The organism is Nitratidesulfovibrio sp. SRB-5, from assembly GCF_019931275.1.
Lineage (GTDB): Bacteria > Desulfobacterota > Desulfovibrionia > Desulfovibrionales > Desulfovibrionaceae > Cupidesulfovibrio.
Genome location: NZ_JAIOTY010000001.1, coordinates 1,369,849 through 1,386,636, shown reverse-complemented (window position 1 = coordinate 1,386,636; position 16,788 = coordinate 1,369,849). Strand labels below are relative to the sequence as shown.

The window sequence follows — 16,788 nt, the reverse complement described above, 5'->3', positions numbered from 1 at the left end:
GGCAAATCCGCGCCCGCTCCCCGTCCCGCCCACTCGTCTGACCAGCATGCCTGGCCAACTTGTCCGGCCCAACATGTCTGGCCCAACATGTCTGGCCCAACCGGGCCACCCAATCCGTTCGCCTCACCGTCCGGGCCTCACCGTCCGGGCCTCACCGCCGGGGACTCACCGCCGGGGACTCACCGCCCCCATTCCGGCGTTGTGGGTGCGCCCCCCTTCTGCTAGGGTGTGTCATCCCCGTCACGGCACCGCCGCCGCCCTGCTGGGCGGCACCCGAAGCGGCAACCATCCGTATTCACACGCGAACAGACAGACGACCAGGCACCGCGCCCGCGCGGCCCGGCCTGCGCCGCCCTGTCGGGAACACGTCCAACGTCCATGTCCGATTTCGTTCATCTGCATTGCCACACCGAATACAGCCTGCTCGACGGGGCCATCCGCCTGAAGGACCTGTGCGCCAAGGCGGTGGACTTCGGCATGCCCGCCGCCGCCATCACCGACCACGGCAACCTTTACGGCGCCGTCTATTTCTACAATACCTGCAAGCAGTTCGGCATAAAGCCCATCATCGGCTGCGAAGTCTACGTGGCCAACGACCACACGGACAAGACCTCGGAGCTGGCCCGCGTGCGCCACCACCTGGTGCTGCTGGCGCGTGACAACGAAGGCTACCACAACCTGGTCAAGCTGGTATCCCACGGCTTTCTGCACGGCTTTCACTACAAGCCGCGCGTGGACATGAACCTGCTGCGCCAGTACTCGGGCGGCATCACCGCCCTTTCCGCCTGCCTGGCCGGGCAGGTGCCGCGCGCGCTCCTGCGCAGCGGCATGGACGATGCCATCCGCATCGCCCGCGAATACGAAGCCATCTACCCCGGCAACTTCTATCTGGAATTGCAGTCCAACGGCCTGAAGGAACAGGACGAGCTGAACGAGAAGCTCATCGAGCTCGCCGACCACACCGGGCTGCCCCTGGTGGCCACCAACGACTGCCACTACCTGGAAGCCAGCGACGTGGAAGCCCACGACGTGCTGCTGTGCATCCAGACCCAGGCCAAGGTGGACGACGAGCGCCGCATGCGCTTCGAGACCAAGGAACTGTACTACAAGTCGCCGGAGGAAATGGAAAAGGCGTTCGCCCACGTGCCCGACGCCGTGGCCAACACCGGGCGCATCGCCGAGCAGTGCGCGGTGAAGTTCGAATTCGGCAAGTACGTCTTTCCCGTGTATGCCCTGCCAGAGGGCATGACCCTGGAGGACGAGTTTCGCCGCCTCTCGCGCGAAGGGCTGAAGCGCCGCCTGGAACGCCACCCCAACCGCGACACCATCGACCACGACCTGTACTGGAAGCGCCTTGAGCTGGAACTGGACGTCATCGGCCAGATGGGCTTTCCCGGCTACTTCCTCATCGTGCAGGACTTCATCAACTGGGCCAAGGACAACGGCATTCCCGTGGGTCCGGGGCGCGGTTCCGCCGCCGGTTCGCTGGTGGCGTGGTCGCTGCGCATCACCAACCTCGATCCCATCCCGTACAACCTGCTGTTCGAACGCTTCCTGAACATCGAACGCGTGTCCATGCCCGATATCGACGTGGACTTCTGCGAACGCCGCCGTACCGAGGTCATCAGGTACGTGGGCGAGAAGTACGGCGAAGACATGGTGGCGCAGATCACCACCTTCGGGAAGATGAAGGCGAAAGCGGTGGTGCGCGACGTGGGCCGCGCCCTGGGCATGACCTTTGCCGAGACCGACCGCATCGCCAAGCTGGTGCCCGAAGACCTGAAGATGACGGTCAAGAAGGCCATCGACGCGGAACCGGACCTGGCCGCGCTGTACAAGACCGATCCGCAGATCCGCAAGCTGCTGGACGTTTCCATGCGGCTTGAAGGGCTTTCGCGCCACGCCTCCACCCACGCTGCGGGCGTCGTGGTTTCCGACAGGCCCATGCGCGACTACCTGCCGCTGTACCGGGGAAAGAAGGGTGAAATAGTCACCCAGTTCGACATGAAGATGGTCGAGAAGGTCGGGCTGGTGAAGTTCGACTTTCTGGGCCTGCGCACCATGACCCTGGTGCAGGATTCGCTGGACGAGATCGCCCGGCAGGGCAAGACCCCGCCCGACCTCGACACCCTGGCCCTGGACGACGCGGAAACCTACGAACTGTACTCGCGCGGGGACACCGACGGCATCTTCCAGGTGGAAAGTTCGGGCATGCGCCAGTACCTGCGCATGCTCAAGCCGTCCTGCTTCGACGACGTCATCGCCATGCTGGCCCTGTACCGGCCCGGCCCGCTGGGTTCGGGCATGGTGGACGAATTCATCAAGCGCAAGCACGGCGAGGTGCCCGTCACCTACCCCCTGCCCTCGCTGGAAGACTGCCTGCGCGATACCTACGGCGTCATCGTGTACCAGGAACAGGTGATGCAGATCGCCCAGATCGCGGCGGGCTACACCCTGGGCGGCGCGGACCTTCTGCGCCGCGCCATGGGCAAGAAGAACGCCGAGGAAATGGGCCAGCAGCGCATCAAATTCGTGGAGGGCGCACAGAAGAACAACGTCCCCAAGGCCACGGCCGACGAAATCTTCGACCTGATGGAAAAGTTCGCGGAGTACGGCTTCAACAAGTCGCACAGCGCGGCCTATGCGCTCATCTCGTACTACACCGCGTACCTGAAGGTGCACTTTCCCACGGAATTCATGGCCGCCCTGCTCACGTCGGAAATGGGCAACCAGGACAAGCTGCTGAAGTACGTGGCCGCGTGCAAGGACATGGGCATCGCCGTGTTGCAGCCCAACGTGCAGGCCAGCCGCCGCGAATTCACCGTGCACGAGGGGGCCATCGTCTTCGGCCTTGGCGGCATCAAGAACGTGGGCGACGAAGCCATCCGCGAAATCGTGGATGCCCGCGAGGAAGGCGGGGTGTTCGCCTCGCTGCTGGACCTGTGCATGCGCGTTAACCTGCGCAAGGTGACCAAGCGCGTGCTGGAAAGCCTGATCAAGGGCGGCGCGTGCGATTGCCTGGGCTGCACCCGCGCGGGCATGCTGGCCGCGCTGGACAACGTGGTCAGCAAGGCCCAGAAGCGCCTGAAGGACAAGGAATCCAACCAGGTTTCGCTGTTCACCATGGTGCCGGAAGAACCCGCCGTGTGCCCCGGCATCGGCTTCGACTGCGAAGAGCAGCAGGCCCAGGAGTGGGACGACGACCAGAAGCTGCGCTTCGAAAAGGAGGCGCTGGGCTTCTTCCTGACCAGCCACCCGCTCCAGCCCTACCGCAAGGAACTGTTCCGCCTGCGCCTTACCCCGCTGGAAGAAACGCGGGACATGGCCCCCGGCATGTCGCTGAAGACCGCCGTGCTGGTCACCGGCATCAAGGAGCACATGACCAAAAAGGGCGCGCGCATGGCCTTTTTGCAGGTGGAAGACCTTACCGCGTCCGGCGAATGCGTGTTCTTTCCCGAACCGTACGCGGAGTTCCGCGAACTGCTGAAGTCCGACCAGCCGCTCCTGCTGGAGGCCACCATCAGCAAGCAGCAGAACGACGATGGCGGCAGGAACGGCGGGGGCGGTGACGGCATGTCCGGCTCGACGGGCATGACCGAAGAAGACGACGACACCCCGCGCGAAATCAAGCTGCTGGGCGACAAGGTCATTCCGCTGGCCCGCGCCTGCGGCGCCAGCGACCAGCCCGTGACCATCGACATGCCCCTGCCCCGCGTGGAGCCCGCCAGCCTTGCCGCACTGCGCGCCATTCTGGAGCGGCATCGCGGCCCGGTGCCGGTGAACGTGCGCCTGGTGGTGGACGAGTCCGAATGCCTGTTGCAGTTCGGCCCGCAGTGGATGGTCCAGCCCGGCCCGGCGTTCGAGACGGACATCGCCCACTGGACCGAAGGCCCGGAGTAGGGGCTGCCCCCAATTGGCCTTTTCGCTTTCTTTGGCCTCATCGCCCAGGAGACACACCGTGAAGAAATCCATCTGGCGGCTGACCGTGCGCTCGGAGTTCTGCGCCTCGCACGCGCTGCGCCACTACGAAGGCAAATGCGAATCCATGCACGGCCACAACTTTGCCGTGGAAATGGTGGCCGAGGGCGACCGCCTGACCGGCGACACGGAAATCGTGCTGGATTTCAAGGTGCTGAAGCGCGAACTGAACGCGGTGCTCGACACCCTGGACCACAAGAACCTGAACGACGTCACGCCGTTCGACACCATCAACCCCTCGTCCGAGAACCTTTCGCGGCACATCTGGCAACAGTTGACCCCGCGCCTTGCCCCGCACGGGGTGCGCCTGCATGCCGTCACCGTGTCGGAAAAGGCCGCCCAGTCGGCCACGTACATGGAAATCGACGAATAGCCGCGCGCGGCGGCGCCGCCCGACAGTTTCCGCCCGGCGGCACCCGCGACAGCGTGGCCCCGCCGGGCGAATCCGTTTGTCTGCCGTGCCGGGCCCGGCAGCGGATCATCGCCCAACCGCACGGGCAGCACGGACCGCCGCGAGCAACGAACCTTCCCCTACACCGGCTATGCCCCAAAGACGGATATGCACATGTTCGACGCCTTCAACTTTCGCACCGCCTTCGAGATCGCCCTGCCGCTGTTCCTCATCATGGACCCGGTGGGCAACGCCGCCGCCTGCCTCGGCATGCTGCGCGAACACGGCGAGGCCCGGCAGCGCGCCATCCTGCGGCGCGAACTGCTGTTCGCCCTCGGCATCATCCTGGGCTTTCACGCGCTGGGCGATGCGCTGCTGGGCATGCTGGAAATCGAACAGTCCACCCTGCGCCTGTCAGGCGGGCTGATCCTGTTCATCATTTCCATGAAGATGGTCTTTCCGCCGCAGGAGGGCGACACGGAAGCCGTGGCCCACGATCCGTTCATCGTGCCCATTGCCGTGCCGCTCATCGCCGGGCCCTCGCTGCTGGCGGCGGTGATGGTCTTTGCCCGGCAGGCCCAGGGCGGCATGATGTCCCAGATCAACGTGCTGGCGGGCATCCTGATGGCCTGGACGGCCACCGCCGCCATCATGGCCTTTACCCCGGACATAGCCCGCCTGCTGGGCCCCCGCACCATGCGCGCCATGGAACGGCTGATGGGCCTCGTGCTCATCATGATGGCCGTGCAGATGCTGGAAAACGGCATACGCCTGTTCGTGACATCGTTGTAACAGCACTCCAGCAAATCGTGGCGTACTTGCCGTTCGGGTGGCGCATTCCGCGTATCGGATGCGCCACTTCTGTTTACCCCCATATCCCCGGTAGTGCCCCTATTTCTTGACAGCATCCGTGCCATGGCGCTACATTTCATATACGATCGAAACATTGCATTCTTTGGGGGGACCATGAGCGTCAAAAGCGTCGCACCGGTATTCATAATTTCCGTCATGCTGGCCGTCATCGCGGTATTCGGCGGCATCATATACTACGTGACGGGTTCCTCGTACCGCATGGCGCTGGAACTGGAACAGCACTCCATGGAACAGGCAGGCACCAGCGCGCGCGATGCGCTTGCGCTGTACGTGCAGAACTTTACCGGCACCATCAACCAGCTTGCCAAGCAGCGCCTGGTGCTGGAAGCCCTGACCGGCGACGCCGCCACCGCCCAGAACCGCCTGAAGGACGTGGTGCGCGGCGACGGCAACATCTGGTCGGTCATCGTGTTCGACGACAAGGGCATCATCCGCGCGGGCATCAACGCCGACATGGAAGACCTGACCGGAGGCAAGCGCGGCGACCGCGACTACTTCAAGGCGGTCATGGCCGGGCAGGACACCTTCATCGGCAAGTCCATCATCACCGCCAAGACCGGCGGCGGCAACATGTTCATCTTCGTGGCGGTGAAGGCCATCCGCGATGCCGATGGCCGCGTCATCGGCGGGGTGGGCATCTTTCCGCGCTGGGAAAACTTCACCTCCACCTTCGTCAGCGGGCTGCACTTCGGCCAGCGGGGCTACGGCTTCATGCTGGACGGCAGAGGCAACATCATCGCCCACCCCGACAGGGACATGATGCTCAAGGACGTGACCGAGCACGAATTCGTGCGCACCGCCCTGTCCATGAAAAACGGCAGCGCCTTCTACGACTGGAAGGGCGAACGCAAGTACCTGACCGTCACCACGGACCCCGCCACCGGCTGGCTGGTGTGCATGAGTGCCTACACCGACGAACTGGCCGGTACGGCCGTTGCCCAACGCAACACCCTGCTGGGCATCGGCGCGGCGGCGCTGCTGGTGCTGGCGGGCGTGGTGTCTCTGCTGGTGCGCCGCCTTGTGGCCCGACCGGTGGCGGACATAGAGGCATTTACCCGCGCCGTGGCCGGTGGCGACCTGAAGGCCGTCCTGCGTCAGGACTTCAAGTATGAATTCCGCAGCCTTGGTGACAACGTGCGGACCATGGTGGGCGAACTCAAGCACAAGCTGGGCTTTGCCCAGGGGCTGCTGGACGGCATCACCCTGCCCTGCGTGGTGGCCGGGCCCGACCAGCAGGTGCTGTTCGTCAACCGCACCACCCTCGACTACATGCAGATCGACGGCGACCCGCAAGCCTTCATGGGGGTGCCGGTGGGGCGCATTTTCCACGGCGACGACAACCACCCCACGGTCATCGGCACCTGCATGCGCGAGCGCAGCCCCCAGCGCGGCGTGCAGACGGAACTGGCGGGCCGCAAGGGCGCGCGGCTGCACGCCAGCGTGGACGCCGCCCCCATGTACGACCTAGACGGCACGCTCATCGCCGGGTTTGCCCTGATTTCGGACCAGACGGACATCAAGACCCAACACGCCCGCATAGAGCAGCAGAACGAACGCATCGCCCATGCCGCGGTAAGGGCCGACGAAGTGGCCAACATGCTGGCCTCGGCGTCCGAACAACTGGCCGCGCAGATCGAACAGTCGTCACGCGGCAGCGACGAGCAGCGCAGCCGCACGGCAGAGGCTGCCGCCGCCGTGGAGGAAATGAACTCCGCCTCCATGAGCGTTGCGCGCAACGCCGCGGAAACGGCGGACCTGGCCGATTCCGCCCGCTCGCAGGCCCAGGAGGGCGCGCGGCTGGTGGAATCGGTGGTGAACACCATCAACGCCATCAACGGGCAGGCCGAAACCCTGAAGGCCGACATGACCGAACTGGGCCGCCAGGCCGACGGCATCGGCCAGATCATGACGGTCATCGCCGACATTGCCGACCAGACCAACCTGCTGGCGCTGAACGCCGCCATCGAGGCCGCCCGGGCCGGTGACGCCGGGCGCGGATTTGCCGTGGTGGCCGACGAGGTGCGCAAACTGGCCGAAAAGACCATGACCGCCACCAGCGAGGTGGGCGGCTACATCCGCTCGGTGCAGCAGAGCGCGCGGGCCAACATCCAGAGCACGGAAAACACCACCGCCGCCATCGTGGACTGCACGCGCACCGCCAACCTTTCCGGCGATTCACTGCGCAGCATCGTGGGGCTGGTGGAGCGCACCTCGGACAACGTGCGCGCCATTGCCGCCGCCAGCGAGCAGCAGTCCGCCGCCAGCGAACAGGTGGGGCGCGGCACGGAAGACATCAACCGCATCGCCTCGGAAACGGCGGAAGCCATGGGCCAGTCGTCGCAGGCCGTGACCGAACTGGCCCGGCTGGCCGTGGAACTGAAGTCGATCATCGCGGAAATGCGGGAGTAACGCCCGGCATCGGCACCATATCCGCCACTCTCCGGTTGATGGGCAGTTGATGGCGGGTTGAGGGGCAGTTGTTGGCAGTTTCTGGCCCATTGCCAACCGGACACTTCGCAAAAAACGAACGGCGGCGGGAGTAACCTCCCGCCGCCGCGTTCATTGCATGGTAGCCCGCAAACGGAACCTTCCGCCGCCCTACTCCACCCCCAGCATGGACCGCAGAGTCTCCTCGATGCCGTCCACGCACAGGCCCAGCTTGGCCCGCAATTCCTTCTGGCTGCCGTGCTCCACGAAGTGGTCGGGCACGCCCAGCCTGCGGATGGTCTGCCCGCGCAGCGCGCCGTTGTCGGACAGGCATTCCAGCACGGCAGAGGTAAAGCCGCCCGCCAGGGCGTTTTCCTCCACCAGCAGCAGTGCGTCATGGGTGGCGGCCAGTTCCAGCAGTTGCGCTTCCGGCAACGGCTTCACCCACACCGCGTCGAACACGGTGACCTGGCGGCCCGAATCCTCGGCCACCCGTTCCGCCGCCTCCAGCGCCGGGGGCACCCGGCTGCCGCAGGCAATGACGGCCAGCCCTTCGCCCTGCTTCAGCACCTCGCCCCGGCCAAGGGGCAGCACCTCGCCGCGCGGGGGCAGCGCGGCCCCCGTGCCCACTCCGCGGGGGTAGCGCACGGCCACCGGGGCATCCAGAGCCAGCGCGGTGCTCATGGCATGGCGCAGCTGCGCTTCGTCTCGCGGGGCCAGGATGTGCATGTTGGGGATGTGCCGCAGGTAGGAAATATCGAACACTCCGTGGTGGGTGGGGCCGTCCTCGCCCACCAGCCCGGCCCGGTCCACGCAGAAGACCACCGGCAGGTTCTGGATGCACACGTCGTGCACCACCTGGTCGTACGAGCGTTGCAGGAAGGTGGAATAGATGGCCACGAACGGGCGCAGCCCCTGCGTGGCAAGGCCCGCGGCAAAGGTCACCGCGTGCTGCTCGCAGATGCCCACATCCACGAACCGCTCGGGGTGGCGCGCACAGAAGCAGCTGGTGCCGGTGCCCTCGGGCATGGCGGCGGTGATGGCTATGACCCGCTTGTCCTCGTCGGCCAGCATGCACAGGGTTTCGCCGAACACGTCGGTGAAGCTGGGCAGCGCCGGGGCATCGGCCAGCTTGGCGGCCTTGCCCGTTTCCGGCTCGAAGCGGCCCACCCCGTGGAAATGGGTGGGATTGGTCTCCGCCGGGGCGTAGCCCTTGCCCTTGCGGGTCAGCACGTGCAGCAGCACCGGCTCGTCCAGGGTGCGGGCCATGTCGAAGGTGCGGGTCAGCGCCTTGACGTCGTGCCCGTTCACCGGGCCGATGTAGTTGAACCCGAACGCCTCGAACAGCATGCCCGGCGTGAAGAACCCCTTCAGGCTGTGCTCGCTGCGCTTGGCGTAGCCCAGCATGTCCTCGCCGATGCCGGGGATGGAGCGCATGAAGGTTTCCATGTCCTTCTTCATGCGGCGCACCCAGCGCTTGGACAGGTTGCGGCTGAGGAACAGCGACAACGCCCCCACGTTCTTGGAAATGGACATCTCGTTGTCGTTCAGCACGACAATGAGCTTGCGGTCCATGGCCCCGGCCTGGTTCAGCCCTTCGAAGGCAAGACCGGCGGTCATGGAGCCGTCGCCGATGACGGCCACGACATTGTTGTCGCCCCCGGCCAGGTCGCGCGCCATGGCCATGCCCAGCGCGGCGGAGATGGACGTGGAGGAATGCCCCACGCCGAAGTGGTCGTACGGGCTTTCCGCCATCTTGGGAAAGCCGCTGATGCCGCCGCCCCGTCGCAGCGTATGGAAATCTGCCGCGCGCCCGGTAAGCAGCTTCCAGGCGTAGGCCTGATGCCCCACGTCCCAGATCACCTTGTCCCGCCCGGCATCGAACGAGGTCAGCAGGGCGATGGTCAGTTCCACCACGCCCAGCGAGGGGGCAAGGTGCCCGCCGTTGCGGGACACGGTGGCGATGATGCGCTGGCGCAACTCGTCGGCCAGTTGCTGCACCTGTTCGGGCGCCAGACCGGCCACGTCGCGCGGGCTGGCGAGGGAATCCAGAAGGGGCGTGCCAACAAGCTGTCCCTGGGGAGAACGCGAAGGCGGTAGCTGCTCGGTCATGCGTGGATATCCGTTATCGGGCCGCGCTGGACGCGCCCGGTGATGCAGTGCGTTGTTGCCGTGCCGTGATGCTCGCGCGGTTCTACGAAGCGCGATCGACGATATAGCTCGCCAGGCTGCGCAGGAAATCTGCGTCCGGACCGGTGTAAGGCGACAGCCGTTCGATGGCCGCGTCGGCCCGTTCATGGGCCAGGGCGCGGCTGCGCTCCACGCCCAGCAGCGAAGGATAGGTGGTCTTGCCCTGCTCCGCGTCGCTGCCCACGGGCTTGCCGATTTCCGCCTCGTCGCCCACCTCGTCGAGGATGTCGTCCACGATCTGGAAGGCCGCGCCGATGTGCGCGCCGTAGTCGGCGATGCGGGCCTGCGCGTCGGCGTCGGCACCTGCCAGCAGCGCGCCGGACAGGCACGACGCGCGCAGCAGCGCCCCGGTCTTCATGGCGTGCATGGCGGCCATTTCTTCCAGAGTCACGCCCGTGCGGCCAGTGTATTCCATGTCCAGCCCCTGACCGCCCACCATGCCGGAGGCACCGGCGGCGCGGGCCACGGCGCGCAGGGCCGCCAGCACGTTGGCGGCGGGGATGGCGGCGTTGCCGCCGTTTTCGTCACCTGCTGCTGCCGCGACGCCGGCCCCGACGCCCGCCATGAAATCGAAGGCGTCGGTGAGCAGGCCGTCACCGGCCAGAATGGCCGTGGCTTCATCGAACATCTTGTGGTTAGAGGGCTTGCCGCGCCGCAGGTCGTCGTCGTCCATGGCGGGCAGGTCGTCGTGGATGAGCGAATAGGTGTGGATCATTTCTATGGCGGCGGCAAAGGGCATCACCCGTTCCGTGGGCAGGCCGAACAGCGCGGCGGTGGTCAGGCACAGCACAGGCCGCACCCGCTTGCCGCCAGCGTTCAGGCTGTATTCCATGGAGGCGCGCAGCCGTGCGGGAATGCCCCGGTCGGCCAGGCACGCGGCCAGGTAGCGTTCCACCCCGGCGGCAGCGTCGCGCAGGCGGGTCTTGATCTCACTCGGCGTCAGCATCGTCCCTCACCCCTTCAAAATCCTTCAGGCCGCCTTCGGTGAACAGGCGTATCTCGTTGCGGGCCGTGCGCAGCCGGTCGCGGCAGGCGCGGGACAGGCCCAGCCCTTCCTTGTACAGGGCCACGCTGCGCTCCAGCGGCAGATCGCCCGCTTCCAGCGCGGCCACCACCTCTTGCAGGCGGGCCATTGCGGCTTCGTAATCCACCGTGGCCACGGCCTGTTCCACAACGCCATCAACCTCAACAACCTCAACTGGGGCCTCTGCCCCCGCATTCCTTCGTGCGCGCGCGGCCATGCGTTACTCCCGTGTGCTCGCGCCCGTGTTCGCGGGCGCGTTGTCCAGCAATACCTGAGGGTCCACCATGTCGCCAAGCACCGCCATGCCGAAATGCAGGTGCGGCCCGGTGACCCGCCCCGTACTGCCTACCTTGCCGATGACCTGGTCCCGCGCCACCATCTGGCCGGGGGCCACATCCATGGCAAGCAGGTGAAAATACATGCTGACCACGCCCATGCCGTGGTCGATGTACACGGAATTTCCGGCAAAATAATGATTCTCGGCCAGCACCACCCGCCCCGCCGCACAGGCCTTCACCAGCTCGCCCGCCTCGCCGCGCAGGTCCAGCCCGCGATGCGGCGCGCGTGGTTCGCCGTTGAACACCCGGCGCAGGCCGAACAGGCTGGATACGTCGCCCGGCACGGGCCGGGCCATGGGCAGTGCCCACAGGCGTTCCGGGGTACGCAGGGCCAGCGCGGCCTTCACGCGGACGCGCTCCGCCTCGTGGCGGTCCAGCGCGGTCTTGTCCGGGTTGACGTACTTGCCTTCCACGGTCAGGCGCTGCTCCGGATAGGCGGCGCGAACCACGGCGACGGCACGGGTCACGGCGGGCGCGGCCTTGGGCTGCCCGGCAACGCGGGCGCGCAACGTCTCCGTACCCGGTTTGGTGTCCAGCGGCACGGCCAGGATGGCCTGACCAATCCAGCGGACAGGATCGGCAGGGCTAGCAGACCCGGCGTCAGCAGGCGCCACGGGCACGGTGACGGCCTGGCCGCGCCAGTCCAGCACCACGTCGCCCGGCGCATCCGCCGCCACCGTGACCACGAAGGGCTTGCCGTCGCCGGTGGATTCCGGGGCATCCAAAGACAGCACCGCCGCCCGGGCGGGCATGGCCGATACCCCCACCAGCAAGGCCGACGACAGTACCGACAACGCGACCAACAACACGGCCAGACCGCGACCCGCCACCAGCACCGCCCACAGGCGGGCGGCTCCCCGGCCATCCCCCCCGGCACACGGAAAACACTGCATCACGAAATATCTCCGGCGCCCCGCTCCGTGGCGCCCGTTCCGGCATTGCCGCCGTTTCCTGCGGTGCGGCCAGCATCGCCCGCGCCGCCCTGCTCCAGCATCCCTCCGGGCCGCGCGCCGCGCACGGTCACGTCCACCTCGCCGTCGCGCACCAGCACGGCCAGCGCATCGCCGGGGGCAACCTCGGCCACGCTGCGCAGAAAGCCGCCGTCGGCCCGGCGCACCAGGCTGTAGCCGCGCTCCAGCGGGCGCAGCGGGTCCAGCGCGTCCAGCCGCAGGGCGCAACGTTCCAACTCGTGTTCGCGCCCGGTCACGGCGCGTTCGCCCGCCCAGCGCAGGCGCGCTTCCAGCGCGTCCACGGCGCGCTCACGCCGCTCCCACGCCTCCGGCCCCAGCGTGCGGGCCAGTGCCGCGTCCGCCGCGTCCAGCCGCGCCGCATCGCGCCGGGCCAGCATCTCCCACGCCCGGCCCAAACGGGCCGCCGCGTCGGCAAAACGTTCGTCCAGCCGGGCCAGCGCCCGTTCCGGCGACAGCCAGGCCAGCCCGCGCAGCAGCGCACCCAGCTGTTCGTCCAGCCGGGCAAAGCGGCGTTCCATGCCGCGCGTCAGGGCCATTTCCAGTTCGTCCACGCGCTGCGCCAGTTCGCGCCGTTCCGGCCACAGCAACTGCGCCGCATGGGTGGGCGTGGCCGCGCGCACGTCGGCGGTCATGTCGGCCATGGTGTGGTCCACCTCGTGGCCGATGCCCGCCAGCACCGGCAAGGGGCTGCCGAACACCGCCGTGGCAACCCGCTCGTCGTTGAAGGCCCATAGGTCTTCCAGCGAACCGCCGCCCCGGATCAGCACCGCCACCTGCGCCCAGCCCTGCGCGGCCACCTCGGCCAGCGCCGCCGCAATGCGCGGGGGTGCCTCGTCGCCCTGCACCGGCACCGGGTGGATGCGTATCTCGCAGCCCCAGCCGCGCTCGTCCGCCATGCGCAGAAAATCGCGCACCGCCGCCCCGCCTGGGGCCGTGATCACCGCCACCCGTTCCGGATGGCGCGGCAGCGGACGCTTGCGCGCCGCGTCGAAATATCCCCGCTCGGCAAGGCGGGCCTTCAGCGCCTCGAACTGCGCGTGCAGCCGCCCCAGGCCCGCGTCCTGCGCCATTTCGACCACCAGCTGGTAGCCGCCGCGCGGCGGGTACACCGTCAGCCGCCCCGCGCACAGCAACTCCTGGCCGTTGGCCATGGTGCGCGCAAGGCCGGGGCGCGGCCCGTCCTCGAACACTTCGCCGGTCATGGGGTCGAAATGTTCCGCGTCGCGCTGGTTGCCCCGGAACCACACGCAGTTCAACACCGCGTCCTCGTCCTTAAGCGCGAAATAGCAATGCCCCGAGGCCGGGCGCGACAGGTTGCTCACCTGCCCGCGCACCCACACAAAGGGAAATCCGCCCTCCACGGCGGCCCGGATGGCCCGGGTCAATTCACCCACGGTGTAGATGGTGCTCATGGCGCGCGAGGTTTTTTATGCGCCTCCGGCGGGCAGGGGGCGCTGCCCCCTGCACCCCCTTTCGGGTGCGATGGGTCAATTGAAAAATTTGGGGGGGTGGGGTCCGGGGAGGGAGACCCTTTTTAAAGGGTTCCCTCCCCGGTAACTCTTCATAGTCTGATAGCCTTACAGCCCCCAGCCCGCGCGCACGGCGGCGCGCCAGGTGCGGAAGGCTTCGGCGAAGCCTTCCACGGGCAGTTCGGTCTTTTCGCCGGTGCGGCGGTCCTTGGCTTCCACGATGCCGCGCGCCAGGCCCTTGCCGCCGACCACCAGTTGCAGGGGCATGCCCACGAGGTCGGCGTCCTTGAACTTGACGCCGGGGCGCTCGTCGCGGTCGTCCAGGATGACGTCCACGCCCTGGGCCTTGAGTTCGGCATAGAACTCCTCGGCCTTGCCCAGGGTCTCGCCGTTCTTGGGGTCCAGGCAGCACAGCACGGCCTCGAAGGGGGCGATGGGCGGCGGGAACACGATGCCGTCGGCGTCGTGGTTCTGCTCGATGCACGAGGCCACCACGCGCGACACGCCGATGCCGTAACAGCCCATGACCATGACCTTTTCCTTGCCGTCTTCGTCAAGGAAGGTGCACTTCAGGGGTTCGCTGTACTTGGTGCCCAGCTTGAACACGTGGCCCACCTCGATGCCGCGCGTCAGCTCGATGGGCTGGCCACAACGCGGGCAGGCGTCGGCGGGGGTGATCACGCGCAGGTCGGCGTAGCGTTCGATCCTGGCGTCGCGGGGCAGACTGACGTTGCGCAGGTGGGTGTCGCCCTTGTTGGCGCCGGTGATCCACCCGTCGGAGGCCAGCAGTTCGTGGTCGGCGAAGACGCGTTCCACGTTCAGGCCCACGGGACCGGCAAAGCCCACGGGCGCGCCGGTGACCTGCTGCACCAGTTCGGGCGTGGCAAGCTCCAGTTCGTCGCACTTGAGCAGGTTCTTCAGCTTCACGTCGTTCAGTTCGCGGTCGCCGCGCACCAGCGCGGCCACGGGCTTGCCGTCGGCCACCAGGATCAGCGTCTTGACCAGCGCGGACTGCGGCACGCCGAGGAAGGCGCACACCTCTTCCACGGTGTGCTTGCCGGGGGTGGGCACTTCTTCGATGGCGCCCACGGCGGGCAGCGAGGCGGGTACCGCAGGGGCGGCCACCTCGGCGCGCTCCACGTTGGCCGCGTACTCGCAGCCGGTGCAGGCGGCGATGGTGTCTTCGCCGGTGTCGGCCAGCACCATGAACTCGTGCGAGAAGCTGCCGCCGATGGAACCGGAATCCGCCTCCACCGCGCGGAAGCGCAGGCCAAGGCGCTTGAACACCTGCTGATAGGCCTCGTACATGGCCCGGTAGCTCTTGTCGGCCCCGGCCTCGTCACGGTCGAAGGAATAGGCGTCCTTCATGATGAACTCGCGACCGCGCATCAGGCCGAAGCGCGGGCGGATCTCGTCGCGGAACTTGGTCTGTATCTGGTACAGGTTGATGGGCAGCTGGCGGTACGAGCGCACCTCGCCACGCACGAGGTCGGTGATGACTTCCTCGTGCGTGGGTCCAAGGCAATAGTCGCGGCCATTGCGGTCCTGAAAGCGCAGCAGTTCCTTGCCGTAGAATTCCCAGCGGCCCGATTCCTGCCACAGGTCGGCGGGCTGCACCATGGGCATGGAAAGTTCCAGTGCGCCCGCGCGGTTCATTTCCTCGCGCACGATGGCGGCGGTCTTCTCGATGGCCTTCAGGCCAAGCGGCAAGTAGATGTAGATGCCCGAGGTAAGCTTGCGGACCATGCCCGCGCGGGTGAGCAGCTTGTGGCTGACCACCTCGGCGTCTGCCGGGGCTTCCTTCAGGGTGGGGATGTAGCAATTGCTCCAGCGCATCAGCTGTCCTTTCTGGCTGCCTTGCGTTCGGCAAGGAACGTATCGAGTTCTTCCATGAAGGCGGCGAGCAGGTTCGCGCCGCCCTTGACTGTTCGTATGATCTCTCCCTTGCGGAAGATGATGCCCTTGTCGCGCCCGCCCGCAATGCCGATGTCGGCCTCGCGCGCTTCACCGGGGCCGTTGACGGCGCAGCCCATGACGGCCACCTTGAAGTTTTCCGTCTCGCCCGCGAGGCGGCGCTCCACTTCCTGCGCAAGGCTGATGAGCCCTATTTCGGTGCGCCCGCATGTCGGGCAGGAGATGATTTCCGGCCCCCGGTGGCGCAGCCCCAGCGAGCGCAGAATTTCCCACGCCACGGGGATTTCCTCCACCGGGTCGCTGGTCAGCGATACGCGCAGCGTGTCGCCAATGCCCAGCCACAGCAGCACGCCAAGGCCCACGGACGACTTGACCGACCCGCGCAGCATGGTGCCCGCCTCTGTCACGCCGATGTGCAGGGGGTAGTCGCACCGTTCGGCCAGCACGCGGTAGGCGTCTATGGTGTGCAACACCGACGAGGATTTCAGCGATATCTTGATGTCGCCGAAGCCCCGGTCCTCCAGCATGCGCACATGGCCGAGGGCGCTTTCCACCATGGCTTCGGGCGTGGGCCCGCCAAAGCGTTCCAGCAGGTGTTTTTCCACAGAGCCGGAATTGACCCCCACCCGGATGCACGCGCCACGCGCGCGGGCCGCGTCCACCACGCGGGCCACGTTGGCCTCGCCCCCGATGTTGCCGGGGTTGATGCGCAGGGCGTCCACGCCTGCTTCCAGCGCGGCCACGGCCAGGCGGTGGTCGAAATGGATGTCCGCCACCAACGGCACGGGCGATGCGGCGCGAATGGGGCCGATGGCCGCCGCAGCCGCCTCGTTCAGCACGGCAAGGCGCACCACCTCGCACCCCACGGCGGCCAGCGCGCGGATTTGCGCCACGGTGGCGTCCACGTCGCGCGTGTCGGTGTTGGCCATGCTCTGCACCACCACGGGGTTGTCCCCCCCGATGCGCACGGAGCCGATGCGGACCTCGCGGGTCCGCCTGCGTTCGATGGTCATGAATGGTCCCTGAAGATGGACGACCGACGGCACCCGGAGGGCGCGGGCCGAATTGATGGTTCATACTGCATTTCCCCCTGCTCGCCAAGGGCGCCACCGCCGCCCGGACGGTGCGCCCGGACGATGCGCCAAGCCAGTGCGCCCGGACGATGCGCCAGCCACGTGCAACAGACAGGCGAGGGGGACAGGCCCAACGGTTG

At 67.2% G+C, this 16,788-nt stretch carries 11 protein-coding genes; 4 read left to right on the top strand and 7 right to left on the bottom strand.

The genetic code is table 11. The features are described from left to right. The first annotated feature begins 378 nt into the window (after nucleotides 1–378). The 4 genes from dnaE (at nucleotide 379) to K6142_RS05585 (ending at nucleotide 7,651) form a co-directional block, all read left to right on the top strand. Nucleotides 379–3,900 carry a DNA polymerase III subunit alpha gene (dnaE, locus tag K6142_RS05600; RefSeq protein WP_190245426.1) on the top strand — a complete coding sequence of 1,174 codons (3,522 nt, stop codon included), beginning with the start codon at nucleotides 379–381 and terminating at the stop codon, nucleotides 3,898–3,900. A gap of 58 nt (nucleotides 3,901–3,958) precedes the next feature. Next, the gene (gene queD, locus K6142_RS05595) at nucleotides 3,959–4,351 is read left to right on the top strand and encodes a 6-carboxytetrahydropterin synthase QueD (protein ID WP_190245427.1); all 393 of its coding nucleotides are present in this window, start codon (nucleotides 3,959–3,961) and stop codon (nucleotides 4,349–4,351) included. 192 nt (nucleotides 4,352–4,543) lie between these two features. Continuing rightward, nucleotides 4,544–5,161, top strand: a complete 618-nt coding sequence (locus K6142_RS05590) for a MarC family protein (protein ID WP_190245428.1) — start codon at nucleotides 4,544–4,546, stop codon at nucleotides 5,159–5,161. 174 nt (nucleotides 5,162–5,335) lie between these two features. Continuing rightward, entirely contained in the window at nucleotides 5,336–7,651 is a 2,316-nt protein-coding gene (locus K6142_RS05585) for a methyl-accepting chemotaxis protein (RefSeq protein ID WP_190245429.1), read from the top strand. 189 nt (nucleotides 7,652–7,840) lie between these two features. Here K6142_RS05585 and dxs read toward each other — a convergent pair whose 3' ends face one another. From dxs to ispG, 7 genes are all read right to left on the bottom strand, one after another. Then, a complete protein-coding gene (gene dxs / locus K6142_RS05580; RefSeq protein WP_223290407.1) occupies nucleotides 7,841–9,781 on the bottom strand; it encodes a 1-deoxy-D-xylulose-5-phosphate synthase in 1,941 nt (646 codons plus the stop codon). Between the two features lie 82 nt (nucleotides 9,782–9,863). Next, on the bottom strand, nucleotides 9,864–10,805 hold the full coding sequence (locus K6142_RS05575; protein ID WP_190245430.1) for a polyprenyl synthetase family protein: 942 nt from the start codon (nucleotides 10,803–10,805) through the stop codon (nucleotides 9,864–9,866). Further along, nucleotides 10,789–11,031 carry an exodeoxyribonuclease VII small subunit gene (locus K6142_RS05570; RefSeq protein WP_317846374.1) on the bottom strand — a complete coding sequence of 81 codons (243 nt, stop codon included), beginning with the start codon at nucleotides 11,029–11,031 and terminating at the stop codon, nucleotides 10,789–10,791. Before K6142_RS05570 ends, K6142_RS05575 begins: the two co-directional genes overlap by 17 nt. A gap of 72 nt (nucleotides 11,032–11,103) precedes the next feature. Next, a complete protein-coding gene (locus K6142_RS05565; RefSeq protein WP_190245434.1) occupies nucleotides 11,104–12,114 on the bottom strand; it encodes a M23 family metallopeptidase in 1,011 nt (336 codons plus the stop codon). Beyond that, the gene (gene xseA, locus K6142_RS05560) at nucleotides 12,114–13,604 is read right to left on the bottom strand and encodes an exodeoxyribonuclease VII large subunit (protein ID WP_223380767.1); all 1,491 of its coding nucleotides are present in this window, start codon (nucleotides 13,602–13,604) and stop codon (nucleotides 12,114–12,116) included. Before xseA ends, K6142_RS05565 begins: the two co-directional genes overlap by 1 nt. A 165-nt stretch (nucleotides 13,605–13,769) precedes the next feature. After that, a complete protein-coding gene (locus tag K6142_RS05555; protein ID WP_190243670.1) occupies nucleotides 13,770–15,497 on the bottom strand; it encodes a proline--tRNA ligase in 1,728 nt (575 codons plus the stop codon). After that, nucleotides 15,497–16,588 (bottom strand): flavodoxin-dependent (E)-4-hydroxy-3-methylbut-2-enyl-diphosphate synthase, encoded by a 1,092-nt coding sequence (ispG, locus tag K6142_RS05550; protein WP_190243669.1) that lies wholly within the window; start codon nucleotides 16,586–16,588, stop codon nucleotides 15,497–15,499. Before ispG ends, K6142_RS05555 begins: the two co-directional genes overlap by 1 nt. Nucleotides 16,589–16,788 lie beyond the last annotated feature (200 nt).